Source organism: Lacibacter sp. H375, from assembly GCF_037892425.1.
Taxonomy (GTDB): Bacteria; Bacteroidota; Bacteroidia; order Chitinophagales; family Chitinophagaceae; genus Lacibacter.
On sequence record NZ_JBBKTT010000001.1, the window covers coordinates 2,246,051 to 2,271,781 of the forward strand.

The window sequence follows — 25,731 nt, forward strand, 5'->3', positions numbered from 1 at the left end:
TGCCGTTATTCATTGGTGCAATTTGCTTCGCATTCCGCCAATGTTTCAAACGGAGAATGAAATGGCGACTCCTTATACTTGCCATTTTTTTGTTTGACAAGCAAAAAGAATACTCCGTTTTTTTCTTTGCATTTGCATTTTGGTTCTTCCGGAATAATTTCTACTGATTCGGGTTCTGTTCCCGCATCAACCGATATTGGACGTGATGCCGTTCTTCTCAATGATTTTCTCGGCGGTATTTTTTTTACAGCCTTCTTCGACGCTTTTTTCTTTGCCTGCTTTTTTTTAGGCGCAACCTTCTTTACAGTTTTTTTTGCAGCCACGTTCTTTTTCTTTGGTGATTTAGTAGCTGCTTTCTTCTTTGATGGTTTTACTGCTTTTGCCATAATTCAGTATTTAAAATGGTCTTAAGAGTTTAAAGTATAAGGCATGATCGTCTTCAAAAATATTTGCGATATTAAAAACAAGTGGTTTATTTCCTCCAAACCTATTGGGGCTGATATTGTAAATATTGATGATCCTGAAATCAGCAAGTGAAGAGATGTTCTTTTTGGTATCAGTCTCGAATTTGATTTCGAGTTTTGTAATGGTCTTATCCTTCGGGTCCCGGGTACTCCCCGTTCTACCAAACTCATTTTCTTTAACCGGGTATTTCCAAATGGCTTCGTGTGTTTTCCTGTTTGGTTTACATCGCAAGCGTTTGGTATATTTTAGTTGGCCGGCACCCCAATCTCCCACCAGTGCGGGCCCGAGACCTATGCATTCTTCCTCAGAGTTAAATATGGCCGGAAGGAAAATACTTCGTCTTGCCGAGTTGTTAATAGTTATAATGAAAAGTTTATATGAATTCCCATCAATTGTAATTCCTGACACAGGGTTTTTGCTTTCAGAATTTATGATGGTTTCTTCTGCAATTCCATCCCGATTGACTAAGTCTTCATTCAATTCAGCAACAAAGATGTTGCCACTGGTAAACGAAGTGTCTTTTTCTTTTGCTGTCACTAACAACCTCCTTACATAGTCGACATTGATATCAGCATCAGAAAAACTCACCTGTGTTGGTTTGCATCCAACTAAAATCAACAGTAATATTGCGAATAAAATATTTCTCACCACTTAATGTTTTGCAGGTTATTGTATGATCCGCCAATAAAGAAGCGTGTATAATCTTTATTCGGATGGAAAGGATAGTTGCCTTTCAAATGAATCCAGTCTTGCACACCCCAGAAGCGGCCTTTACGATCGATCATTGAACCGGCAAAGCCAACATCGAAACTTGTGTAAGGTCCCGTACCGATCTTTAACTGGTAAACTGATGTGTTGTAATTATTGGGTGTTTCTTTTTTCTTCTGTGCAGAATCCCCATACAACGGCACATTGATACCAATGATGTTTGCCAATTCATAAAGCAACGGTTTGTAACCGGTGTATTGATCATACCCAAATTCAACACGATTGAAACGTAACGGGTGATGAACAAACATGGTACCACCTCCTGTCCAGTAACGATCGAATCCATCAGACAATCCTAACAGATTAAACGGAACAGCATCGTTGTTATAAGTAACACTTACATCGCCAATAGTTGCAGTGGCCGCACCAAACACCTGGTGCCGACGGTGATTGTTCAACAAATAATTGGTGCTTAAGAAAAGCGCATAACGTTGGTTGGTGATGAGGTTATAAAAATCGCCATTGTGCAAAGTGCGTAATTGTTTTACATATTGCATGGGTTTGTCAAAACCATAACCAATGGAAAACGTATTCGTGAAATCGATCTGGTAATCGCCCACCAAAGGATTAAGACTTGCGGCTATCGTTTTCGTGTAAATACTTAGCGATGGCCCATAGTGGATCATGTAATGTTTATCATATGTACCCATGATGCTCATGGAACCGTAAATACGGAGACCGGGAAATTTTTGTTGCTTGCTGCGGTAGAGCCAGATATTGCAGCCAACATTACCATACACATCTGTAACCCATTTTGATTGGCCGATAACATTGCTTGTTACCACAAGAACAAGCAAACATGCAAGTAGATAGTTAAGGTTCTTTTTTGAAGGCATGAGGTGTAGGTTGCAGTGTTTAGTATACACAAGTAAAAACATTTTATTGAAAAATGAAAGGGTTAAAACACGCAAGTTTTACACAGTCATTTTACTAATCAAAAAGTCAATCGTAAAAATACTGCTGTGATTTATTAAAGAATGCATGCATTGATGAGTTGTATAAATCAAAAAGGAAACGTCGTATTTATTTAACCATCCTGTTTTCTTACTTTCACAAAATGCAACGGAAAAAAGCAGATGTAGATGTGGTGAGGGATGTGTTACAACAAATGGTTTTAGCACGACCTGATTCAACATTTATCAAAAGTCTCGCCTTTCAATACGAGGAACGGGGTGGACTGAGCAAAAAGCAGCTCGAAGGTTTGTTACAAAAAGCAATGAAAGTTGCTGAAATACCTGAACATAAATTGGCCACACTTGAAGCGATCATTTTAAAGAAACCTACACGTGAACGGGCAGCAGCATCGGCACCAACAGCTTTTTTTACAAAAGATGAAACGATCGGAGCGATTATTAATGCTATTCTGGAAAAATATCCCCAACACAAACAGGTATTGTTCTTAAAAGCTAAATATGAGAACAACGAAATTTTATCTCCCGCTGAGATCACTGATCTGAAACGATTGGAAAAAGTGTTAAAGAAATAATCACTATTGCTTCAATACATAAACGGAACAGGTAACATAGGGAGTTACAGCTGTTATCGTTTTCTCTTCCCATAATTTACAGTAGGGCAGTAACCTGTCAATAAATGGTTTTGCCATCAGCCGTTGTGGCGTGGAAAGAATGATGGTTGTTCCTTTTTCTAAAAAAGAAATGATGACGTAGAATAGAGTTTCGAATGCCTGAGGTTCGTAATTAATATCGCTCAACAGCAATATATCAACAGAAAGATCAGCGGGGATATGATTCCAATCGATCACCACTGCATCAATATTCTCCAGTTTATTTTCCTGAATCGATTGTTGCATTAACTGTACAGCTTCCCGCACATAATCGGTGCAGGTAACTTTTGTCGCAAGTTGTGCAGCAAGAAACGATGGTAATCCTAAACCAGCTGCCAATTCAAGTACAGTTTTGTTTTGCAACCAATGAGGTTGCGTTGCTATGAATTCGCAGAGTGCATAGGCAGATGGCCACGCCTGTGCCCAATAGGGAGCGGGAGTTGATGGATCTTTTTGAAGTTGTTTGCTGAATGCCTGCTGAAGTGCCAATGAGTCTGGTACAAACGCATTGAACCGGTAATCACCAAAATGAAATGTTTCAAGAGTTGTTTGCAAATCCATTGCGGCAAAGTAACGGTAACATTTATTCCCAGATTACTTTTCCTTTTTGCTGAAACCAGTGCGGGTAAAACTGCTGGTGAATTTTTTCTACCTGGTTTCGTTTCACTTTCAACGTAGGTGTAAGCAATCCGTTTTCAATGGTCCAGTTTTCTTTCATCACAACTGCTTTTCCCAGTTGCTCGTATTTTTCTAAAGATGGATTAATGGCACCGAGTGAACCTTCCAGACTTTCCTCTACTTCTTCTTTTGTTTTCTGCTTACCAATATCTGATAAAGTGATCAATGCAATAGGCTGCGGGATACCCATGCCCACGACACAACATTGTTCAATATCGGCGTTGGCCAGCAGTTTTGTTTCAATGGGTGATGGTGAAATGTATTTGCCTTTATCTGTTTTGAACTGATCTTTTAATCGTCCGGTTACAAACAAATAACCGTCATGATCATATTCGCAGATATCGCCTGTTTTTAAATAACCATCTTCATCAAACAATTCAGCAGTGAGCTCGGGTTCCTTATAATAACCTTTGGTATTGCTTACACTCTTCACTCGTAGCTCACCTTCTTCTGTGATCTTCACCTGCAAGCCTTTGAACGGTTTACCCACTGAACCATGCCTGTAATCATAAGGCCGTTCGAAATGTGCATACACACAATCTTCACTCATGCCCAATGCCTGTGTAATTTTTACATCAAGTCTCGCAAACCATTTGAGCAGGTCCACAGAAATAGGAGCAGAAGCACTGTAAATATGGGTAGCTCTTGACAGACCTAATTTTTGTTTGATACTTTTCTTTACAATACCACTGATGATTGGGATCGATAAAAGCAGGTTGAGTTTTTTCTGTGGAATTTTTTTGAGAATGCCTTCCCTGAATTTGCCCCACAGTCTTGGCACGGCAAAGAAAATGTGCGGCTGCACTTCAGCTACATTCTTTGCAAATGTTTCAACCGATTCAGCAAATGAAACCACACACGCATTATAGATCGAATTCATTTCAATAGCGATCCGTTCTGCAATATGACTGAGCGGTAAATAAGAAAGTAAAGCCGTGTGTTTGTTTAAACGTAATTCTTCAATTGCAGCCAACATCACTCTGTTGAAATTCCCTGCTGTATGCATTACACCTTTAGGCCTTCCTGTTGTGCCCGACGTATAAATGATGGTCATCAATTCGTCTTCGTGCCATTGATGTGTGTGTTGAAGTGGTTGATGTTCTTTTATCAGTTCACTCCAGTTGTAACGTTCATTGCGTTCGTAGGCATCAAAACCAATGCGGATCAGTTCGGGTGGAATCCCATGTTCCTGCGACCTGAAATCATCCAGTTTGCCAATGAAAACTGCTTTTGCATCACTGTGTTCAAGAATGGGTTTAATGGAAGAGGCTGTTAAAGTAGGATAGATAGGAATAGAAATACATCCTGCCATCATGATCGCTATATCAGCCATCAACCAATGTGCACAGTTCTTTGAAAGAATGGCAATATGTGATCCTTTTGGAAGTTGAAGCGAATGCAATGCAGCTGCAATACGCCTGCTTTCATCTGCTGCCTGTTGCCATGTCCACGTTGTCCATTCGCCACGAAAAGGCTGTCGTAAAAAAATATCGTTGGGATGGTTTTCTACATTTAGCAGAAACTGTTGCAGAGGGGTGGAAACCGGCATAACAATCGTTTTGAGTGATCTAAATCTACTGAAAATAATTCAGCAGTATACAGAACGATGGTTATTAAACAGGCTGACTTGCGTAATTTATTTCACCCCAAGTGCTTTATGAAAATAAGGCCCAAATGATTCCCTTTTATTGTTTGAGGAAACGTAGTTGTTGCTGTTCGCCTTTGCTGTTGCTTGCCTGTAATACATATTGACCGGAAGGCAAACTTTCCAGATTCAACTGCACTTGGTTGGTACCCGCCTGCAATTGTTCCTGCCGAACCGTATAACGTTTTCCGCTGATATCAGTAACTGTAAGTTGTAACCTGTCTGTTTCTGCTGATGAAATACTGAGCACAGCAGTTGACCGAACAAGCGATGGTAACAATGCATTCAATGCAAATCCTTTGCTGCCGTTGAGGACAGCAACAATGAACGAGTTAACAGATGTATTAGCGGGAGTGGTAAGTTTAATGCGATAGTAATTAGTTCCTTCACGGCGTTGCAGATCTGTGTAATCAAAAGGTTCTGCACAGCGGATCTGGTCGGCAGTGAAGCTATGCAGTACGTTAAAGGTTTTGTTATCAGTTGAATGTTGCACTTCAAAGGCTGCAAAATCGGATGTGCAGGGAGCCAGCCAACGCAACACATTGTATTGAGTCGTTTTTTGCGCCTGGAAAAATTTCAGTTCAATTGGGAAAGTAAGAAACGGATCATTCGCCTGCGCAAAGCCGGTTATTGCTGTAAAAAAGAATGCGAGGGTGGTGATTGATGCTTTCATACCTGTTTATTTACGGTATAAAGATAGGTAAGGATTGGAGAGATTGGAAGTCAGGGTGATGACACTAGTGATTTTAAAACCCACCCCTTTCGGTCATTCTTTTGTTTAACATCTTGACACCCCTCCGAGGAGGGGATAAACCTAATGAAACCTGATAGTTAAAACTTATTGCTGAAATTACAAGAAACTCATTATTCATCACTCCCCACTCACCCTCTTACCACCTCGCCACGATCTTAAAATTGATCAGCCTTGGCGTTAACCTATTTGGAATAGAAAAGATCGTGTTGCTGAAATCTTTGATTAGCAAATAAGAAATGGTGTTAGGTCGGTCGATGACATTAAAAATTTCTAAGCTGGCCCAGATATTATTGAACTCACGGAAAGGATTGCGGCTGCGGCGTTTACTTTTTTCACCATCGAGCAACAATGCACTGAAACCAAAATCAACACGTATGTATGGATCGATCGTCAATGCATTTCTGTACTTCGCACTGTTGGGAATATTGTAGGGAAGATTGGTTCCGTACAAAAAGTTCATGGAGAACTTAAAATTCTTATTGGTAGAAAGATAATCCTGGTAAAACATACCGAAGGTTAAAAAGCGATCAGTAGGTCTCCTGATCCAGCCACCTTGTACCAACGTACTGTCAACAGGTTTGTTGGTTGAATCCAATGTGTAATTATACCACTGATCATTATCTAAATTTTCACGTGTACGCATAATGCCAAGGCTCACCCAGCTTTCTGCATCTTTCACCAACTCGCCAAACAAACGTGCTTCAATACCCGTTGCATATGCTTTGGCACTGTTGCTGCCAAAATAACGGATACGCACATTGTCTACATCATACGGCACAATATCATACATGTGTTTGTAGTAGGCTTCGGCCTGTAATTTAAACGGACGATTGCCCCAGCCTTTGAAATTATAATCGATGCCTGCAACAACCTGCCAGCTCTTTTGTGCTTTCACTGATTCGTTTACTGAACCATCATAACGACGTAGCTCCCTATAGAACGGCGGTTGATGGTAAGCACCTGCTGCTGCACGAAACACAATATCTTTTTTGCCAAGCGGCTGCATGGCAAATTGTACACGTGGTTGAATCAACACTTCATTGTTGAGTGTATTGTAATTGTAACGTACACCCACTTGTAAGGTCATGTTCAAAGAATCATTGAGAATAATATTATCCTGCACATACCCCGTTGTGCGGAAGAATACAAGATCAGATTTTGATTTAATGACTTTCGTTAACTGCAATTGATTTGGATTGAACGGCAACGTATAACCGGCACTATCCGTCAATTCCCACTCATTCAATTTATCATTGATGCTTTGACGTTCGAGACTGTGACCCCACTGGATAAAATGTTTTCCTTTTTCCAGACTGCCTTTGTGTGTGGCATTTTGAATTTGTATGTCGAGTTGATTGCGTGCAAAATTCTGGAACACACCTGCACCCAACGGATTTACAATTAATCCAAACGTGGTGCGGCTGCGATCGAAATCACGTTCGCCAAATAAATACGCACCTTGTATATCAAACGACTCTTCTTCCTTATTGTTGAAATGACTGAGCATCCATTTCAACTTTAAATTCTTATGCGGCTGAAAGGTTGTAGCAATACCAGCCATAGCCGTGCTGTAACGGTCACGCTCGCCACCTGCGAAATAAATATCTAAACCCAGATTGGCAGTGAAGAAAGGAGAGAATACCGATGCCGTTTGACTGCTGAATTCAGGATTTAGTTTGAATTGTGTGCGGGAATAATTACCCATTGCTTCAAACATCCATTTCACATTTGGTTGCCAGGTAACATAACCCTGCAGATCGTTGCTGGAAGGAACATAGTTACCTTTCGTTTGCTGACTGCTCAATAGATTTTGATTACTTCTGTTGCGTGCACCAACAGTGAAACTTACTTTCTCATCTTTTGAACCGCCTTCAAAATGCAGGCCTTGTTCCAATAATGAAACATAAGCAGAACCGCCGAATTTCTTTGCACGCTTGTATTGGATATCCAGCACACTGCTCATCTTATCGCCATAGCGTGATTGAAAGCCGCCATTATAAAAGGTAAGATTGCGAACCATCTCCGGGTTAATAAAACTCAAGCCTTCCTGTTGCCCTTGCCGAACGAGGTATGGACGAAACACTTCAAAGTCGTTTACATAAATGAGGTTCTCATCGTAGTTGCCGCCACGTACAGAATATTGTGAAGTAAGTTCGTTATTGCTGCCAACAAATATTTTCAGCAAACCTTCCACGCCACCTACAGCTGATGGAAGTAACAATGCATTTTTAGGATTGATGCGGATGGCCGAAGCTTCTGCCCTTATACGGTTGTCGGTTACCGTTACCTCCTGCAGTTCTTTTCCGCCCCGTTCAAGACGGAGGACGATGCGTTCCTGTTCATCATCATTCAAAAAGAAATTACGCTGTTCGTCACGATAGGAGGTATAGCTGAACACAAGCGCAAATGCTTTGCCTGCCGGTACTTTGATGCTGAAATATCCTGAATCGTTGGTGGTAACGCCGTTGCTGCGGCCAAGAATGATCACTGATACATTGCCGAGCGGGTTTTCATTTTCGTCCAATACCTTACCGCTAACTGTTGCCGATTTCTTTTGGGCGTAGGAAACAGAGGTTGCAAGGAGGAGCAGAAGCAGGAAGCAGGTTTTGGTTGCCTTCATGGAAGATAAAACTAAGCCTTTCTGCTAAAACGCAAAGCGAAGCAAGTTATTTTTTCAGGAAGAGGTCTTCGTAAGAAATTGTTACTGCTGTTCCGTTAACCTTGCAGGCAACGATCTGGTTCACGCAATAAACTTTCTGTCCATTTTTAATTCCCGTTTCCTGGGGTTCTTTCAGATCGGTAATGTTGTAGGTTGTATTTGTTGCGGGAATGAAAACTTTAAAATCGAAGTTGGAGGGGAGCAATGCCTCATCGCTGAAATAGGCATACCTGATGGTATCACCTCTTTGGTGCAGACCAACAAGCGAAGTATCAAAGCTGGCTGAACTGATGAGATTGCTGAAGTTGCTTCCTTTTTCGTAACGGCTGATGCTGAAACCATTGATCTCCGCTTTTGTATATGAAACGAAATTGAGGTGCAACCCGGATGATTTACCGCACGGATAACTGCAACTTATAAGCAGCAGAAGGGGAAGTGAAATAAAGATGAGTTGCTTCATGTTTGTTTGACCACAGTTTCTTCAAAATCGTTGCATGAAAAATGCCACAGAAAACACACAGATGTATTTTCAGTGTTCTCTGTGGCAAAAGTTGGTTTTCGGAACAACTTATATCTTCTTCAACAATGAGATCATTTCTGTTGGGCTGGGTGCCTTAAACACTGTGTTACCGGCAACAAGAACTGTTGCGCCTGCATCCACAATGCTTTTTGCATTATCTAACGTTACCCCGCCATCAATTTCAATATCAACAGTCAAACCTTTTTCATTGATCATGTTGCGGAGTTCTTTGATCTTGTTGAGTGTTTGGGGAATAAATGCCTGTCCGCCAAAACCCGGGTTCACACTCATCAAACATACCATATCAATATCGGCCAATACATCTTTCAATAATGAAACAGGTGTATGCGGATTTAACGCAATTCCTGCTTTCATACCAAGTCCTTTGATCTGTTGAATATTGCGGTGGAGATGCGTGCATGCTTCGTAATGCACCGTGAGAATATCGGCACCGGCTTTCTTGAATGCTTCGGCATATTTCTCCGGCTCTTCGATCATCAGATGCACGTCACACACTTTGGTGGTGGCCTTGCGGAAAAACTCAATGATCATGGGACCAAAACTGATGTTGGGTACAAAACGGCCATCCATAACATCGAGGTGATACCAATCGGCTTCACTGGCGTTGAGCATATCACAATCGGCCTGGAGATTAATATAGTTGGCACTTAATAAAGAAGGAGCTACGATCGGCATAGAAAAGTTTATAGTTTAATGTTTGTTGTTTTTGGTTTTACTCATCAATCATCACACATTATTTCATTGCTCCCAATCTCTTCAACGCATCTTTTGCTTCTGTAATACTTTGATCGAGTGCAAGGGAACGTTTATAATTATCAATGGCTTCAGTTGTGCGGTTCAGTTTTTCTTCTGCCTTCGCCATCCAGAAATAGCCATCGGCAAATTTGTTACTCACATCGGTACTTTGTGCAAATACTTTGTGTGCTTCTTCAAATTTTTTCTGATCGTAATAGATCAACCCCTTTTCAATGTATGCGTCAAGATAAGTGTAATCTTCACGGATGATCTGGTTATACACTGCCAATGCTTTTGATGCTTGTTTGATCTTATTGTAATAAGCAGCTTTCACAAAAAGAATATCACTACGGAATTGAACGGCAGTAGCATCTTTCAACAGCGCATCACACAAAACTTCTGCTTTTTTATTTCCGGTTTCGGCATACAGTGATGCCAGTCTTAACTCAGCTTCGGTAAATAAACCTGCAGCTGCAATGGATTGCTCGTAAGATGTAATGGCATTGGCTGTATCACCTTTACGTTCCAATGCATCAGCTTTCATAAAAAGATAGGCCGGGTTATTGGGTTGTTTTTGTAAAAGCTTTTCAACCTGCGTTAATGCCTTATCGTATTGATTATTTTGTACTAGCTGTTCTACAAATTGTTCACGGATACTGTCAACCTGTGGTTCCTGTTGCAGTTTATTTTCGAGTTCAGCAATTTTGGAATTGGCAGGAGGGGTGGTAGCAGCGCCCTCACCATGATCGGCAGGCTTATCGTTGGTACAGGCAAACAGGCAAAGGCTGGTAAATCCAGTGATCAAAAAGGCTTTCAACTGCATGGCGCAAAGCTAAATTATTTTAGGCTGCTGGTTCTTACATTTTCCTGACATTTGCGGGCATTCCAAAAACTACATTTGTAAAAATCAGATTCATGAAGAAGTACGCTCTCTTGCTTGTTCTGCCTGTGGCTGTCGTCTTGGTTCTTTCATTTAAAGCCGGTAAAAAGGAAATCAATGTTGACCATCCAGCAATGAACGATACCATTCTTTACCCCGACGAAAAGCATTTTAAAAATATTCAGCAGCTCACATTTGGTGGCGATAATGCAGAAGCATATTTCAGTTTCGATGGTAAATGGCTCATCTTTCAGAAAACATATGCCAAAGAAGGCATTCCCTGCGATCAGATGTATATTGGAAAAATCCCAACGAAACCCGGCGAAAAGTTTACGCCAAAGCTGGTGAGCACTGGTAAAGGAAGAACAACCTGCGGTGCTTTTATGAAAGATGGTAAACACATCATTTATGCGTCTACACATTTAGGAAGTGGCGATTGCCCTCCAATTCCTGATCGAAGTAAATACGGCAACAAATACATCTGGCCTTTGTACGACAGCTATGATATTTTCATGGCCGATCTCAATGGAAAAATTGTAAAGCAACTTACCAACAGCAAAGGTTATGATGCTGAAGCAACGCTTTCACCTGATGGAAGGAAAATGTTGTACACCAGTACCAAAGATGGTGATATTGATATGTATGTGATGGATCTGAAAACAGGAAAAGAAATTAAAGTAACCAACCTGTTGGGTTATGATGGTGGTGGTTGGTTTAGTCCTGATGGAAAAAAACTCATCTGGCGTGCAAGCCGACCCAAGACTGAAGCAGAGATCAAAGAATATAAAGAGTTTTTGACACAGGGATTAGTTGCTCCTACCAATATGGAAGTATGGGTGGCAAATGCTGATGGAACAAATGCTAAACAGGTTTCTTCATTTGGACAAGCCAACTGGGCGCCTGCATATATGCCCGATAACAAACGCATCATCTTCGCCAGCAATCATGAGTACAAGCGTGGCTTTCCGTTCAATTTATATACGATGAATGAAGATGGAAGCAATCTTACAAAGATCAGCCGTGATAAAGGCTTTGATGCATTCCCTATGTTCAGCCCCAATGGAAAGAAAATCGTTTTCTGCAGCAACCGTAATAACGGCGGTACAAGAGATACCAATATTTTTATTGCTGATTGGGAGGAATGAGAAGGTGAGTGGTGAGCAGTGAATGGTGAGTGAGTAGCCCTGAGCGAAGTCGAAGGGCGGTGCAGTCAATCGAGCGATAGTCGAGATTGACGGTAAGAAAAAATTACTCAATTTTCTTTTTTATATCAGATCTTGGTTTGTACTGATACATTTTAGTCGATGGCGGAAGGCTCTTCAACTCTGGCTTGCCGGGATAATAAGGATTCGGCATTTGCAAACCCGGTGTTTCAGTTTTCAACCTGTTGGGCATGTTCGATGTAACCGAACTGTCAGGCACCAGCACAGGCATATTATCCTGCGGCAATGCATAAACAGTTCCCTTTTCAGTTTTTCCGATGATCCTGTTTTGAAATAATAATTGTTGTTGAATGATGGGCTTGCTTGAATCACTTACAAATACTTTTGGAGATTGTGCAAGCAGTGATTGTATGCTGCAAAAAGCGACAACTATAAAAAACAATTTCTTCATAGCAGGTGTTGATAATAATCTAAGATAAGTTTTTTTCCGAAAACAGTTTTTGAATAATCCTTTTCTGCACCTTACTTTGTGGCGGAATTTCACATTATATCATCCTCAAATTTCCAAATCATTATGTACACCGGACTGCTTCATTTACACAATGTACTTCGCTGGGTAATTCTTATCCTGTTGATCATTGCTTTGTTCCAGGCATTTACCAAGAAAGGCGGCTTGCAGAAAACAAGTTTGTTCCTGCTCATTGCTGCGCACATTACGTTGTTGCTTGGGTTGTTTCAATACTTCAATAACGAAGCGGTAGGCTATCATATGATTGAACGTCTTGGTGGCTTTGGAAATGTAATGAAAGACAGTTTCGCCCGTTTCTGGGTGGTTGAACATATCTCTGCTATGATCCTTGCAATTGTTATGATCACAATGGCAAGAGGCAGAGCAAAGAAGCAAAATTACAGCGCTGCTTCGTGGATGTATGTAATAGCACTCATCTTAATTCTTGCTGCTGTGCCTTGGCCTTTCCGTGAAGGAATTGCAAGGCCGTGGTTTCCCGGGATGTAAAAAATAAATTGAAACGCCCCGATTAATTCGGGGCGTTTTTTATTTCTTCTTGTCTTCCCTGTAAAATATTTTGCTTACGATCTTCCAGCCATCTTTTGTTTTAATAAGACTCATCATGTCGTGAAAATAAAACGTGGGATACTCAATCGTGAGTTTGGCAGTAGCTGCATTCCCAAATACTTCTATTCTGTCGATCTTTGTTGTGCGGTTTTGTTTCACACCAGTATTTCTTGTGCGTGCCATAAAATCTTTCAATGATACATTCATCAACGTATCATTCCGCATATAACGCATTTGCCCTGCCGGATCAAAGGCTTTCGAGAACATCACACTATCACCATTGGTGCCGCCAATGAGATAATAATTACAAACAGTTTCAATGTCTTTAATGGTTTGTGCATCGGCCTGAGCTCTTACAAGCGAATGCATAAAGAAAATACCAATGATGAGAAGGATCGGTTTCATAATTTTTTATTTGCCGGAAAATAGAAAGTTCAATTGCAATTGATTCGTTAAAAATCAATGAAAGGTCAAAGGAAGAAGGTAAAAGGTACAAGAAGAATGGTACAGAGACAAGGCTCAAGGCACAAATGTTGGGTCAACAACAAACTACAAATCACAAACTATAAACTTAACTTAACAAAGCCGCCGCCGCTTTTTTCATTTCATCCTGTGTGCCCACACTTATGCGTAACCATTTTGTGCCTTCTTCAAATGTGCGTGCACCAACAATTCCTTTTGCTTCAAGCATTGCTTTTACGTCTTTTCCAAAGTTCGTTGTGTCGAAATAGATAAAACTTGTTTCTGATGGGATATAAGGAATGCCTGCTTTATCCAACGCTTTGCAGAAAATTGAACGGGCCAATGCATTTTCTTTTTTGCAGAAGTCGATAAAGTTTTTGTCTTTCAAAGCTGCTAATGCTCCGGCTAATGAAACAGCACTTGCTCCGGCATTTGCCCAAGGTTGTAATTCATTTAATTGTTTGATGGTAGTTGGGTGCGCCAACGCATAACCAACACGTGCACCTGCCATACCATAAATTTTTGAAAATGTTTTAGCGATCACAAGGTTGGGATAATCATTCACTAAATGGGCCATGCTCGGTTCGCTGCTGAATTCGGTATAGGCTTCATCCAGTAAAATAATTGCTTTGGGTGCAATGTCTTTAATAAAAGCTTCAAGTTCTTTTGCCGGCAATACAGTACCTGTTGGGTTATTAGGATTGCAGATGTAAACGAGTTTTGTTTGATCGTTCATTGCTTCTTTCATCCGCTGCAAGTCAGTTATCTTTTTTTCAGTAAGCGGAACAAGTTTTATATCAAGACCTGTTTTGCGTGCAGCAGGCATCCACAAACGGAACGTAGGATCAGGCGCAACGGCATTGCCTTTTTTCAACGCAGCCCAAACTGCAACAAGACCTAACAACTCAGATGAACCGGCACCCATCACAATATGTTCTTTTGTATGGCCTGTCAATGCGCCAATTTCTTCTCTTAGTTTAGTGGTAACATCCCATGGATATCGGTTGCTGCCATTCACTGCTTCCATCATTTGTTTTCGTGCTATGGGAGACGGGCCATGTGGATTTTCGTTTGAACTTAGTTTGATGATCTTTTCAACATCAGGTAGCTGAACAAATTTTTCTGCTTCGGCTGCAAAAAGATCCCTGCTCAATGTAAATGCAGCAAGAGTAAGAGCGGTTTGCTTCAGTAGGTCACGACGTTGCATAACAGTTAATTTAGTTCCTGTAAGTTAATTCAAAAAAAGGATTTGTTATGGCTGCAATTCTGTCAACGTGGGCCAAGTTCAATCACTTCGCAATCCTTCATATTGGCTCCTTCAATTACAAAACGGATGAGCGTGCGTACTTTATGCCAGCCTTGTTTACCAGCAGCACCGGGGTTCATGTGCAGACAACTGATTTTATCATCATACATCACTTTCAAAATATGTGAATGACCTGCAATAAACAGGTTGGGTTGATACAGCTGTAATTCTTTTCTTGTCTCAGGATTGTACTTGGGCGGCGCACCACCAATATGCCGCATCATCACTTTTACATCTTCGCAATGGAACACAAGTTGTTCAGGATAAACAGTGCGGATCTTATTATCATCAATATTGCCATAAACTCCTTTCAACTCTTTCCATTCCCTTAGTCGCTTGGCAATGTCTTCATCACCAAAATCACCTGCATGCCATATTTCATCACAGTTCTTAAAATGATCAAAAACTGTTTCATCTAAAAATCCATGTGTATCTGAGATAAGTCCTATTCGTGTCAAACCGGTTTGTTTAGAGGTAAGAAGTTCGTTGATCAGTTGCAAGATCGATCACATCAAAACGACGGGAGCAGTTGAATGAACCAACATCACTATCGCTGTTGATGAGAATAGCACCCATTAATATTACATACTTGCAATTGTATTTGGTTGCTGCCACCAGTTCGTTGATGCGTTTATCAATGGCTTCGTAAATTACTTCCGTTGCTTCTTTTAATGGAATAGAGGCACTTGCAATTCTGTTTCTTTCTTTTAGTAAGATCTGTTCAATGGTATTCATCTGGTAATCCAGTTCGGTAATTTTTCCTTCTTCGATCGTGTTTGTTAAAAGTTTATTCAGCGCTCCTTTTGCTGCACCACAACAACCTGAATGATTATGCTGACCAATACGATGTATTTCACCAACAGTACCATTTTTTGAAATACCGATGTGTGGCCCATAGTAGACAATTACAGCTCCTTCATCTGGTACATGACTTGCAAAAGCACTCATACCCGTTAAGCCGGTGAAGGGATAGCCATCAAGTCCACCCATTTTGAAAGGCCCAAGAAATTCATGAGCCCTTGCCGGGTATTGAATACTGTTTACATCATCACTGCAAATACTATCTGCCAGCATGATCTGTGCAGGTTCAAGATCAAGCCGGCTTTCAACAAAGTCAATTAGCCTGTTTACACTATCGATAGTGGTAATGGCAGTGGGATAATGTTGCCGTACAATAGCAAGTTTTTCTCTCTTCTTCATGGTGATTACATTAAAATATTATTGATTGGTTGCAGTGCTGGTGGTATGTCTGTTTCATCGAGCATTTCAAGCATGTCAATTTCTATTGTTCTGCTTAATGCGGTAATGGGCACATCGTTGGCGCTACCTTCAAATGGGTTTTCAGTTGCTTCGCCTACACGTTCCAGTGAGGAGAACACCCAGTTAACGATCATACTGAATGGAATATTGAGCCATACAAAGTGTTCTCCCATTTTTTGGAATTCGTTGAGCAAACCAAATGGTACCACCATAATAAACAGAACGATAAAAAATTTGTTGATGGATGCAAACTGCCGGGGATAAGGGAAGTTTTTTATTCGCTCACAACGTCCCTGGTGTTCAAATAATAATACCAGTTGATTTTCCAGTTCAATATAGTTGAGCGGCTCAACAGATCCCGCTGCTTTTACTTCTTTTAACTGTCTCGATTGCAGAGCAATTAATTGGGTTGCACGGTTCTTTTTTTCAAGAATATATTTCAACTCATTTTCAGGGAGCAATGGTTTCAATTCATCTTCTAGTTTTCCATGACGCTCGGGGATGCTGTAAAAACGCTGGTATTCCTGGTTATATTTTCTTTCTGTTGTTTCCCATTTGCGAGGTTCTCTTAACTGAAATCGTAAAGCAGTCAGCCAGGCTATATGGCGGTAAATGAGTTGTTGTTGAACAGTTTTATCTGTTACAAAATCCCTTGCCATCATTCCAAAAGAACGACTTGTATTTACAATTGATCCATAGATTTGTCTTGCTTCCCAAAGCCGGTTATAGGTTTGTGTGTTTTTAAACCCTGCAATAAAAGCAGCGGCCGTACCAATCATAGCAATTGGCACCCAAGGAATAACCAGCCAATGCCATTCTAAAATGGCAAACAATACGGTAGGTATAGCCGATAATAAAAAGATAAAATAAATGTCTCTGCGGGTCCATACCAAAAATTCTTTTAGTGTGTATTGATTACCGGCGTGCATATTGGTTGGTTGATGGTTGAAGATAAGTCTGGAACGATAAAAAGGGAAGATAAATCTATTTGTAAATTTTTCAAACAAGCGTTGAATGGTCACGATTTACCCGAACAGATTTCTTAGCTTTGAATATGCCATTTTTCAGAAATTTCACTTACTGGATCGATAAACGGAAGTGGAAGTATATCTTTTTGCTTGCCACGCTGGAACTTTCACGGAGCTGAGATTATATTACTTTTCGCTGTTCATCAATGCGATCGGCGAATACGTACCTATCTGCTGAATAAGGAAGTACTGTTGAACGAAAATTTTCAAATCATCAAATTTTTAAATTAGCCATGTCACACTATTATACATTGGGAAAAATCCCTCATAAACGTCATACACAGTTTCGCAAGCCCGATGGTGGTTTGTATAGTGAACAATTATTTTCAACGGAAGGTTTCAGTGATGATTACTCGTTGCTCTATCATTGTCACCCACCTACACAGATTATAAAGACAGAGCCGCAGATCGATGTCTCGCCCATTATTGCGGAAGAAAAAATGTTGCAGCATCGTTGTTTTGAAGGATTCAATCTTAAACCCGGCGGAGAATTTTTAGAAAGTCGTGTACCTGTGTTGGTAAACAGCGATTGTCATATTGTATTGGCTGCACCAACAAGTGGAACAAAAGATTATTTCTACAAGAATACCGACGCAGATGAAATGATCTTTGTGCATGAGGGAAGTGGTACCGTTAAAACACAATATGGGCAATTGCCCTTTGGTTACGGCGATTATATTGTATTGCCCAGGGGAACCATTTATCAAATTGAATTTAACGATGATAAGAATCGTTTGTTCATTGTTGAATCGTTTACGCCACTTCGTTACCCCAAACGTTACATGAGTAAGTATGGCCAGTTGATGGAGCATGCACCGTATTGCGAAAGGGATATCCGTAAACCGCAGGATCTGAAGACACATGATGAAGCAGGAGATTTCCTCATCAGGGCAAAGAAGAAGGGAATGTTATATGGTTTGCATTACGGTACACATCCGTTTGACGTTATAGGTTGGGATGGTTGCTGTTATCCATATATTTTTTCAATCCATGATTTTGAACCCATCACTGGCCGTGTGCATCAGCCACCACCTGTGCATCAAACTTTTGAAACGAATGCATTTGTGGTTTGTTCATTTGTGCCGAGGTTGTACGATTATCATCCCAATGCCATTCCTGCGCCATACAATCACAGTAATATTGATAGCGATGAAGTGATCTATTATGTGGATGGTGATTTTATGAGCCGCAAAAATGTAACAAGAGGCATGATTACACTGCATCCTGCCGGTATACCACACGGGCCACATCCAGGTGCAGTTGAAAAAAGTATTGGCGCCAAAGAAACCAAAGAGCTGGCGGTGATGGTGGATACGTTTCGTCCATTGATGCTGACCAGGCAGGCGTTGGATATTGAAAACGGTAATTATGTAATGAGCTGGGCTGAGTAGCTGATAGATAAACGAGAGTAAAGAGTTAGAAAAAGCTCTTTACTTTTTCTTATGAAGGGTATGGTTACTCCACCACCTTTATCTCAAACTTCGCAGGTATTACAAACACATTGATAAAGTGCGATTTGATTTTTTTCTGATAACTCAGCGCTTCTGTCTTAGTCAAAAAATTCCCGAACCTTATTTTATAGTACGGACTTTGAAACATTAGAAATGTTTTCTGTTGTGGGTATTTGGTGAGCAGCAATGATTTTGCGTTAATGGCTTCCTTCCTGTCAATAGTATTCAATACCTGAAGTTGGTAGCCATTCACCATTTTTTTTGTGATAGTTTTTTCCTTGGCTGGAGCTGGAGTACTGGTTGTTTTTGGTCCTGTGCAGGCCGCCAGAACAACAGTAGTTAAAATGCTATAAATGATTGTTTTGATTTGCATTACTTCGGGATACACTGAACAGGCAAAATGCAAGCCAGAATTATATTTCACGCTTCGCTTTAGTGAATCAATAGCAAAAGTTTGAAAAATAAATTTGCCGGAAAGAAACATTCTTTTACTTTTGTTAACCATTTGGTTAAAAATTATGGCAAAGCGGATAAAAGATCAAAGTACAGAAGAAGTGATTCTGCAGGCGGCAAGAAAGGTCTTTATTAAGAAGGGGATGTATGGTGCACGTATGCAGGATATTGCTGATGAAGCGGGGATGAACAAAGCCTTGTTACATTACTACTTTGAGAGCAAGGATAAGCTATTTGAAAAGGTGTTTATGGAGGCAGCAGGCCACTTATTCCCGAAAGTAAATGAGGTGTTTAATTCGGATTCCAGCTTGTTTGAAAAGATCGAAAAGTTTTGCGATGAATATATTACCGTGGTGATGGAAAACCCCTATCTGCCTTTGTTTGTAATGAATGAGGTGACGCAGGACCCGGAGTATTTTATGAAGAAGGTGTGGGGTGGAAAAAGCAAACCAGACCCATCAAAATTTCTAGAGCAAATTGAAGTTGAGGTGAAAAAAGGAACCATCAAACCCATCAGCCCGTTGCAATTAATGATGAACCTTCTTTCGATGACCATTTTCCCGTTTATTGCCAAACCCATCATACAGATGAACCTTGGATTGGATGAATTCCAGTTCAGGCATGCGATGGAACAGAGGAAAAAAGACATCCCGAAGTTTATCATTGATTCCATCAGGAAATAATTTTTTTTGAACAGAAGTTAACTACTTGGTTAAATAAATAGAATGTTATGAAGAAACTGCTTTTTTTGTTTGTTGTTTTATCCCAGGCGTCGTTTTCGCAAACGGTAACGCTGGAGCAGGTACATGCAAAGGCGAGGCAACAATACCCGCTCATCAAACAAAAAGATCTTATTCGCCAAACAAAGGATATCACGATTGAAAATCTTAACAAAGGATTTCTGCCACAGCTTTCAGTGAGCGGACAAGCCACTTATCAATCGGAAGTAACAACAGTGAAGATCCCGGTGCCGGGTGTAACCATTGATCCGTTAAGTAAGGATCAGTATAAAATTGTGGCTGATATCAACCAAATGATCTACGATGGTGGAATGCTCAAACAGCAACGCAGCATTCAGCAATTAAATGCAGATGTGGAAGAACAGAAAGTTGAAGTGGAACTGTATAAACTGGAGGAACGTATCAGTCAGATATACCTCAGCGTTCTTTACATTGATGAACAACTGAAGCAAACGCAGTTGATCCGTGATGACTTAGCAACAGGCACAAAGAAAATTGAAGCACAGGTTACAAACGGCGTTGCCTTCAAATCAAATCTCAATTTATTAAAAGCAGAAATACTTAAAGTTGATCAACGTGTAATTGAACTCACCGCAACAAAAACAGGATTGCTGGATGTGTTAAGTTTATTTACCGGTGAATACTATGCTATAAATATGCTGTTTGCAAAACCGGTTGTTGCAACGACGAACGATCAGAACATACTTCGTCCCGAACTGAACCTGTTTCAGAAGCAACAACAGCTGCTCGGAGGACAAAGCAATATGATCAAGGCAAAGAATCTTCCGAAAACCAGTTTCTTTTTTCAGGGCGGTTATGGAAGACCGGGTTTGAATTTTCTCGAAAACAAGTTCGCCACTTATTATGTAACAGGTATCCGTTTCAACTGGGCCTTTGGTGCATTATACACTGCAAAAAAAGAGCGGGAGCTGATTGGCATCAATCAACAGATTGTTGCTGTGCAAAAAGATGTGTTTCTGCTCAACACCAATACACAATTAAAACAACAGCAGGCAGAGATCGATAAGATCAATCAACTGATTGCGAAAGATCATGAGATCGTGGAGCTGCGTTTAAAAGTAAAAGATGCGGCAAAAGCACAACTGGAGAACGGCGTGATCACTGCTAACGATTACCTGCGTGAAGTAAATGCAGAAGACCAAGCAAGACAAATGCTGATCGTACATCAGCTGCAATTAATACAGGCACAAATTAATTATCAAACCACCAAGGGAAAATAAAGACTATGCGTAACATTTTTATAGGCATGCTGGCAGTTGTTTTTGTAACAGCCTGCAGCAGTAACGGGAACAAATTTGATGCGTCAGGAACTTTTGAAGCAACGGAAGTGATCGTATCATCCGAATTAAGCGGAAAAATATTAACACTTACCGTGAATGAAGGCGATACTGTTTCTGCAAATCGTGTAGTGGGCACTGTAGATGCAGAGGGAATTGAATTGCAGAAGGAACAGGTAGAGGCAAGCATCAGTTCATTAAGCGATAAAACGGCAGATGTTGGACCGCAGGTGGCTTTGTTGCAAAATCAGTTAGCTGTTCAGCAATCGCAACTCAATAACCTGTTGCATGAAAAACAACGTATTGAAAATCTCATAAAGCAAGATGCAGCAACAGGAAAACAACTGGATGATATGAATGCACAGATCGATGTAGTAAGAAAACAGATGGTTGTTACGCAACAGCAGATTAATGTGCAAAGGAACAATACTTCCACACAAAACAAAAGTATTCTCAGCGAATCGAAGCCATTGCAAAAAAGAGTGGAGCAATTGAATGACCAGTTGAAACGTGCTGATATTGTAAACCCCATCAACGGAACAGTATTAACCAAGTATGCGGAAGCAGGTGAGTTAACATCAACCGGAAAAGCTTTGTATAAAATTGCTGATCTCGGTGAAATGAAATTGCGGGCATATGTAACAGGCGATCAGCTTTCGCAAATAAAACTTGGGCAGCAAGTGAAAGTATTGGTTGATGAAGGGAAAGATAAATACAAAGAACTCACAGGAACAATCAGCTGGATCTCCGATAAAGCAGAGTTCACACCAAAAACAATTCAAACAAAAGAAGAGCGGGCCAATCTTGTTTATGCCACCAAGATCAATGTAAAGAATGATGGTTATCTCAAGATCGGTATGTATGGCGAGGTCGTATTCAAATAAAGAGCATGCAGTCGGTATCAGTACAACATATCATTAAAACTTACGGCGATAAAAAGCAAAATACCACTGCATTGAATGATCTTTCATTTGATGTAGCAAAGGGAGAGTTGTTTGGTATCATTGGCCCGGATGGAGCAGGTAAGACCTCACTCTTCCGCATACTCACAACCTTATTACTTGCTGATAGCGGAAGCGCAACAGTTGAAGGGTTAGATGTTGTGAAAGATTATAAGGCCATCAGGAAACAGGTAGGTTATATGCCCGGTCGTTTTTCGTTGTACCAGGATCTTACAGTAAAAGAAAATCTTGATTTTTTTGCAACCATTTTCAATACATCCGTTGAAGAGAACTACGATCTCATTAAAGATATTTATTCACAGATAGAACCATTCAAAGATCGTAAAGCCGGTAAGCTATCCGGTGGTATGAAGCAAAAGCTGGCGTTGAGTTGTGCATTGATCCATCGCCCCACTGTTTTGTTTTTAGATGAACCAACAACCGGTGTTGATGCTGTTTCAAGAAAAGAATTTTGGGAAATGTTGAAGCGATTGAAAGAGCAAGGCATCACCATTCTCGTTTCAACACCTTATATGGATGAAGCAAGTATGTGTGACAGGGTTGCGTTGATACAAACAGGTTCTATCCTCAGCATTGATACACCACAACAGATCGTTACATCATTCAGTCAAACAATGTTTGCAGTTAGAGCGAAGAATATGTTGCATTTGCTAAATGACCTAAAAACATTTGATGCTGTTGCCAATGCGTATCCCTCAGGCATCTATCATCATGTGGTAATGAAGAATGGCGGCGGTGCTGATCTGCTACAACAGTTTTTGTCAAACAGACAACATGCTGAACTGGAAATAGTGCAAGGCAAACCAACCATTGAAGATTGTTTCATGCAATTGATGCGTAATTAATATGACAAACGATAAGATCATAACAGCACATGAACTCAGTAAACACTTTGGTCATTTTACTGCGGTAGATGCTATTACGTTTGAAGTGAACAAAGGAGAAATATTTGGTTTTCTTGGTGCGAACGGTGCTGGCAAAACAACAGCCATGCGTATGTTATGCGGTTTGTCGAAGCCAACAGGAGGTAAAGCAACAGTCGCAGGCTTTGATGTGTACACACAGAATGAACAGATCAAAAAGAATATTGGCTATATGAGTCAGAAGTTTTCGTTGTACGAAGACCTGACGGTGAAAGAAAATATGCAATTGTACGGAGGTATTTATGGGAAGAGCAATGCCTTTATTAAAGAGAAAACTGCTTTTATTCTTGATCATTTGCATCTGGAAAAAGAAGCAAACAAACTCGTTGGTGCGTTGCCACTTGGATGGAAACAGAAGCTGGCATTTTCAGTAGCCATTTTTCACGAACCTGAAATTGTTTTCCTAGATGAACCCACAGGTGGTGTTGACCCTGTCACACGTCGGGAGTTCTGGAACATGATCTACCAGGCAGCAGATAATGGCATCACCATTTTTGTTACCACACATTATATGGATGAAGCAGAATACTGCAATCGTGTAAGTATTATGGTGGATGGAAAAATTGAAGCACTCGATACTCCGGCAGAATTAAAAAAAATATATCATTCAGATTCAATGGATGATGTGTTTCTGAAACTGGCACGTAAAGCAGTAAGGCCAGGTGATTGAGTAACAAACAAATTTTTGTGAGCACAACATGAAACAATTTTTGGCATTTGTAAAAAAGGAATTCTTCCATATCTGGCGGGACAAACGTACCATGTTTATCCTGTTGGGAATGCCTGTGATACAGATCGTGATTTTTGGTTTTGCATTAACGAATGAAGTGAAGAATTCGAAGATCGCCGTGCTTGATCAATCGAAAGATGCTGCAACAGCTTCACTCATAAGTGAAATAAATTCAAGCCGCTATTTTGATGTAGAAGAAAATCTTCAATCGTACAATGAAATTGAAACGGCATTTCGCAAAGGGAAGATCAAACTGGCCATTGTGTTGCCCAACCAGTTTGGTGAAGATCTGCAACACATGAACAAAGCAAGTGTGCAGTTAATAGCAGATGCATCCGACCCCAACGTTGCAAATACACTAACCAATTATGCAACAGCGGTGATCATCGATTACCAGAACCGTGTTACAAATAATCTGAAACTTCCCTACACTATCAATATAAAAACAAGAATGCTTTATAACCCACAGTTGAAAGGTGCTTACAATTTTGTACCGGGTGTAATGGCGATGGTTTTGTTACTCGTTTGCACCATGATGACAGCAATTACCATTGTTCGTGAAAAAGAAATGGGTACCATGGAGATCATGCTCGTGTCTCCTATGAAACCACAGTTGGTGGTGTTTGCGAAAGCAGTTCCGTATTTGTTATTGTCAAGTATCAATATTACCAGCATTCTTTTGTTGAGCGTATATGTGTTGGAAGTGCCGATTAACGGAAGCCTTGCATTGTTGGTTGCAGAAAGTATCCTGTTCACACTGGTATCACTATCGCTTGGGTTGTTGATTTCTTCTGCTGCGGAATCTCAACAGACGGCCATGTTTATTTCATTGGTTGCGTTGTTTTTACCAACTGTTATGTTGAGCGGGTTCATGTTCCCAATTGAAAACATGCCATTCCCACTTCGTACTGTTTCCAATATTGTACCGGCCAAATGGTATTATATCATTGTAAAATCAGTAATGATAAAAGGAGTTGGGCTTGCAGCGGTTTGGAAAGAAACCCTCATACTGCTGGGCATGATGCTGTTCTTTTTAACCGTGGCGGTGAAACGTTTTAAAATCAGGTTACAATGAGGACATTAAAATTTTTACTGCAGAAGGAATTCAGGCAGATTTTTCGTGATCCTGCCATCCTGCGTATCATTTTTATCATGCCTGTCATTCAACTGATGATCTTGCCCTGGGCTGCCGATTACGAGATCAAAAACATTAAATTATCTGTAACCGATCTTGATCGTTCATCTTATTCACGTCAATTGATCTCTAAGATCACTTCAAGTGGATATTTTCAACTCACTCATTATTCCGGTTCGTTTGAAGAATCGTTTGAAGAAATTGAAAAAGATAATACTGACCTGGTGTTAGAAATACCTGCATCTTTTGAAAAACAACTGGTAAAAGAAAGCGAAGCGCAACTTTTTATTGCAAGCAATGCTATTAATGGTGTAAAAGGAAATCTTGGTAGTGCCTACTTGCGTACAATACTCCAGGATTTTAACCGTGAAGTAAGATTGGAGTGGATTCAAATGCCGAGGTTTAGTCCGCAAACACAAATCGAAGTCACTGCATCGAATTGGTTTAATCCATTGCTGAACTATAAATATTTCATGGTGCCAGGAATACTAGTGCTGCTCCTCACAATGGTAGGAGCAAATCTTACGGCCATCAATATTGTAAAAGAAAAGGAGATCGGTACAATTGAGCAGATCAATGTAACACCGGTTAAGAAGTATCATTTCATTTTAGGAAAACTGATTCCATTCTGGATACTGGGTATGATTGTATTAACATTGGGATTACTGATCTCACGGTTGTTGTATGGTATTATTCCTCTTGGTGGTTTCTTTACCATTTATGTTTTTGCAGCTATTTATTTACTGGCAGTGTTGGGACTTGGTTTATTGATCTCTACCTATGCCACAACGCAACAGCAGGCCATGCTCATATCTTTTTTCCTGATGATGATCTTTGTTTTGTTAGGAGGACTTTATACTTCTATTGACAGTATGCCGGAATGGGCACAATGGATTACAAGGTTCAATCCTGTTTCTTATTTTATTGATGTAATGCGCATGGTTGTATTGAAAGGAAGCGGGCTGGGTGATATAAAAAGTCACTTACTAAGTATCACCGCTTTTGCTGTTGTATTGAATGGCTGGGCTATTTTCAACTACCGCAAACGCACCTAAC

Annotated in this window: 28 protein-coding genes; 11 read left to right on the top strand and 17 right to left on the bottom strand. The window is 40.4% G+C overall.

Going from position 1 to position 25,731, the window contains the following annotated elements; genetic code table 11:
- Positions 1-5 precede the first annotated feature (5 nt).
- From WG954_RS09865 to WG954_RS09875, 3 genes are read right to left on the bottom strand one after another with little or no spacing between them, the layout of a single operon-like run.
- Positions 6-386, bottom strand: coding sequence for a hypothetical protein (locus WG954_RS09865; protein ID WP_340435974.1), 381 nt, complete (start codon positions 384-386; stop codon positions 6-8).
- A 10-nt stretch (positions 387-396) separates the two neighbouring features.
- Positions 397-1,113, bottom strand: coding sequence for a hypothetical protein (locus WG954_RS09870; RefSeq protein WP_340435975.1), 717 nt, complete (start codon positions 1,111-1,113; stop codon positions 397-399).
- Entirely contained in the window at positions 1,110-2,069 is a 960-nt protein-coding gene (locus WG954_RS09875; protein ID WP_340435976.1) for a polymorphic toxin type 23 domain-containing protein, read from the bottom strand. Before WG954_RS09875 ends, WG954_RS09870 begins: the two co-directional genes overlap by 4 nt.
- Before the next feature lie 221 nt (positions 2,070-2,290).
- On the opposite strand from WG954_RS09875, the gene WG954_RS09880 reads away from it, so the two are divergent.
- Positions 2,291-2,719, top strand: a complete 429-nt coding sequence (locus WG954_RS09880) for a hypothetical protein (RefSeq protein WP_340435978.1) — start codon at positions 2,291-2,293, stop codon at positions 2,717-2,719.
- Between the two features lie 3 nt (positions 2,720-2,722).
- On the opposite strand, the gene WG954_RS09885 is transcribed toward WG954_RS09880, so the two are convergent.
- The 7 genes from WG954_RS09885 to WG954_RS09915 all read right to left on the bottom strand — a co-directional run bounded on the left by WG954_RS09885 (position 2,723) and on the right by WG954_RS09915 (position 10,632).
- Complete coding sequence (locus WG954_RS09885) at positions 2,723-3,358, bottom strand: class I SAM-dependent methyltransferase (RefSeq protein ID WP_340435980.1); 636 nt, start codon at positions 3,356-3,358, stop codon at positions 2,723-2,725.
- A gap of 22 nt (positions 3,359-3,380) precedes the next feature.
- Positions 3,381-5,024 (bottom strand): AMP-binding protein, encoded by a 1,644-nt coding sequence (locus WG954_RS09890; protein WP_340435982.1) that lies wholly within the window; start codon positions 5,022-5,024, stop codon positions 3,381-3,383.
- Between the two features lie 136 nt (positions 5,025-5,160).
- Positions 5,161-5,793: a T9SS type A sorting domain-containing protein gene (locus WG954_RS09895; protein ID WP_340435984.1), complete on the bottom strand. Its 633-nt coding sequence runs from the start codon at positions 5,791-5,793 to the stop codon at positions 5,161-5,163.
- A gap of 217 nt (positions 5,794-6,010) precedes the next feature.
- Entirely contained in the window at positions 6,011-8,494 is a 2,484-nt protein-coding gene (locus WG954_RS09900; protein WP_340435987.1) for a TonB-dependent receptor, read from the bottom strand.
- A 46-nt stretch (positions 8,495-8,540) separates the two neighbouring features.
- Positions 8,541-8,993 carry a hypothetical protein gene (locus WG954_RS09905; RefSeq protein WP_340435990.1) on the bottom strand — a complete coding sequence of 151 codons (453 nt, stop codon included), beginning with the start codon at positions 8,991-8,993 and terminating at the stop codon, positions 8,541-8,543.
- A 108-nt stretch (positions 8,994-9,101) separates the two neighbouring features.
- Positions 9,102-9,749 (bottom strand): ribulose-phosphate 3-epimerase, encoded by a 648-nt coding sequence (gene rpe, locus WG954_RS09910; protein ID WP_340435992.1) that lies wholly within the window; start codon positions 9,747-9,749, stop codon positions 9,102-9,104.
- 58 nt (positions 9,750-9,807) lie between these two features.
- Positions 9,808-10,632 carry a tetratricopeptide repeat protein gene (locus WG954_RS09915; RefSeq protein WP_340435995.1) on the bottom strand — a complete coding sequence of 275 codons (825 nt, stop codon included), beginning with the start codon at positions 10,630-10,632 and terminating at the stop codon, positions 9,808-9,810.
- 92 nt (positions 10,633-10,724) lie between these two features.
- Here WG954_RS09915 and WG954_RS09920 point away from each other — a divergent pair, with 92 nt between their 5' ends.
- Positions 10,725-11,834 carry a TolB family protein gene (locus tag WG954_RS09920; RefSeq protein ID WP_340435997.1) on the top strand — a complete coding sequence of 370 codons (1,110 nt, stop codon included), beginning with the start codon at positions 10,725-10,727 and terminating at the stop codon, positions 11,832-11,834.
- Positions 11,835-11,937: 103 nt separating this feature from the next.
- Here the strand turns inward: WG954_RS09920 and WG954_RS09925 are convergent, their stop codons facing one another.
- On the bottom strand, positions 11,938-12,303 hold the full coding sequence (locus WG954_RS09925) for a hypothetical protein (protein ID WP_340435999.1): 366 nt from the start codon (positions 12,301-12,303) through the stop codon (positions 11,938-11,940).
- A gap of 123 nt (positions 12,304-12,426) precedes the next feature.
- Here WG954_RS09925 and WG954_RS09930 point away from each other — a divergent pair, with 123 nt between their 5' ends.
- Positions 12,427-12,867: an LTA synthase family protein gene (locus WG954_RS09930; protein ID WP_340436002.1), complete on the top strand. Its 441-nt coding sequence runs from the start codon at positions 12,427-12,429 to the stop codon at positions 12,865-12,867.
- A gap of 39 nt (positions 12,868-12,906) precedes the next feature.
- On the opposite strand, the gene WG954_RS09935 is transcribed toward WG954_RS09930, so the two are convergent.
- From WG954_RS09935 to WG954_RS09955, 5 genes are all read right to left on the bottom strand, one after another.
- The gene (locus WG954_RS09935) at positions 12,907-13,332 is read right to left on the bottom strand and encodes a nuclear transport factor 2 family protein (protein ID WP_340436005.1); all 426 of its coding nucleotides are present in this window, start codon (positions 13,330-13,332) and stop codon (positions 12,907-12,909) included.
- A 166-nt stretch (positions 13,333-13,498) separates the two neighbouring features.
- A complete protein-coding gene (locus WG954_RS09940; RefSeq protein ID WP_340436007.1) occupies positions 13,499-14,596 on the bottom strand; it encodes a pyridoxal phosphate-dependent aminotransferase in 1,098 nt (365 codons plus the stop codon).
- A 62-nt stretch (positions 14,597-14,658) separates the two neighbouring features.
- Positions 14,659-15,153, bottom strand: a complete 495-nt coding sequence (locus WG954_RS09945; RefSeq protein ID WP_340436010.1) for a metallophosphoesterase family protein — start codon at positions 15,151-15,153, stop codon at positions 14,659-14,661.
- A 10-nt stretch (positions 15,154-15,163) separates the two neighbouring features.
- Positions 15,164-15,895: an LCIB family protein gene (locus WG954_RS09950; RefSeq protein WP_340436014.1), complete on the bottom strand. Its 732-nt coding sequence runs from the start codon at positions 15,893-15,895 to the stop codon at positions 15,164-15,166.
- 5 nt (positions 15,896-15,900) lie between these two features.
- Entirely contained in the window at positions 15,901-16,884 is a 984-nt protein-coding gene (locus WG954_RS09955) for a bestrophin family protein (RefSeq protein WP_340436016.1), read from the bottom strand.
- 332 nt (positions 16,885-17,216) lie between these two features.
- Here WG954_RS09955 and WG954_RS09960 point away from each other — a divergent pair, with 332 nt between their 5' ends.
- Positions 17,217-18,374, top strand: a complete 1,158-nt coding sequence (locus WG954_RS09960; protein ID WP_340436017.1) for a homogentisate 1,2-dioxygenase — start codon at positions 17,217-17,219, stop codon at positions 18,372-18,374.
- A gap of 64 nt (positions 18,375-18,438) precedes the next feature.
- On the opposite strand, the gene WG954_RS09965 is transcribed toward WG954_RS09960, so the two are convergent.
- Positions 18,439-18,807 (bottom strand): SPOR domain-containing protein, encoded by a 369-nt coding sequence (locus WG954_RS09965; RefSeq protein WP_340436019.1) that lies wholly within the window; start codon positions 18,805-18,807, stop codon positions 18,439-18,441.
- A 145-nt stretch (positions 18,808-18,952) separates the two neighbouring features.
- Between WG954_RS09965 and WG954_RS09970 the strand changes: the two genes are divergently transcribed.
- From WG954_RS09970 to WG954_RS10000, 7 genes are read left to right on the top strand one after another with little or no spacing between them, the layout of a single operon-like run.
- Entirely contained in the window at positions 18,953-19,570 is a 618-nt protein-coding gene (locus WG954_RS09970) for a TetR/AcrR family transcriptional regulator (RefSeq protein ID WP_340436021.1), read from the top strand.
- A gap of 47 nt (positions 19,571-19,617) precedes the next feature.
- Entirely contained in the window at positions 19,618-20,868 is a 1,251-nt protein-coding gene (locus WG954_RS09975; protein WP_340436024.1) for a TolC family protein, read from the top strand.
- A gap of 5 nt (positions 20,869-20,873) precedes the next feature.
- Positions 20,874-21,809, top strand: a complete 936-nt coding sequence (locus WG954_RS09980; protein WP_340436027.1) for an HlyD family secretion protein — start codon at positions 20,874-20,876, stop codon at positions 21,807-21,809.
- A gap of 5 nt (positions 21,810-21,814) precedes the next feature.
- The gene (locus WG954_RS09985) at positions 21,815-22,732 is read left to right on the top strand and encodes an ABC transporter ATP-binding protein (protein ID WP_340436029.1); all 918 of its coding nucleotides are present in this window, start codon (positions 21,815-21,817) and stop codon (positions 22,730-22,732) included.
- Between the two features lies 1 nt (position 22,733).
- The gene (locus WG954_RS09990) at positions 22,734-23,480 is read left to right on the top strand and encodes an ABC transporter ATP-binding protein (protein WP_340436030.1); all 747 of its coding nucleotides are present in this window, start codon (positions 22,734-22,736) and stop codon (positions 23,478-23,480) included.
- Between the two features lie 28 nt (positions 23,481-23,508).
- On the top strand, positions 23,509-24,615 hold the full coding sequence (locus WG954_RS09995) for an ABC transporter permease (RefSeq protein ID WP_340436032.1): 1,107 nt from the start codon (positions 23,509-23,511) through the stop codon (positions 24,613-24,615).
- Entirely contained in the window at positions 24,612-25,730 is a 1,119-nt protein-coding gene (locus WG954_RS10000; protein WP_340436033.1) for an ABC transporter permease, read from the top strand. Before WG954_RS09995 ends, WG954_RS10000 begins: the two co-directional genes overlap by 4 nt.
- Position 25,731 lies beyond the last annotated feature (1 nt).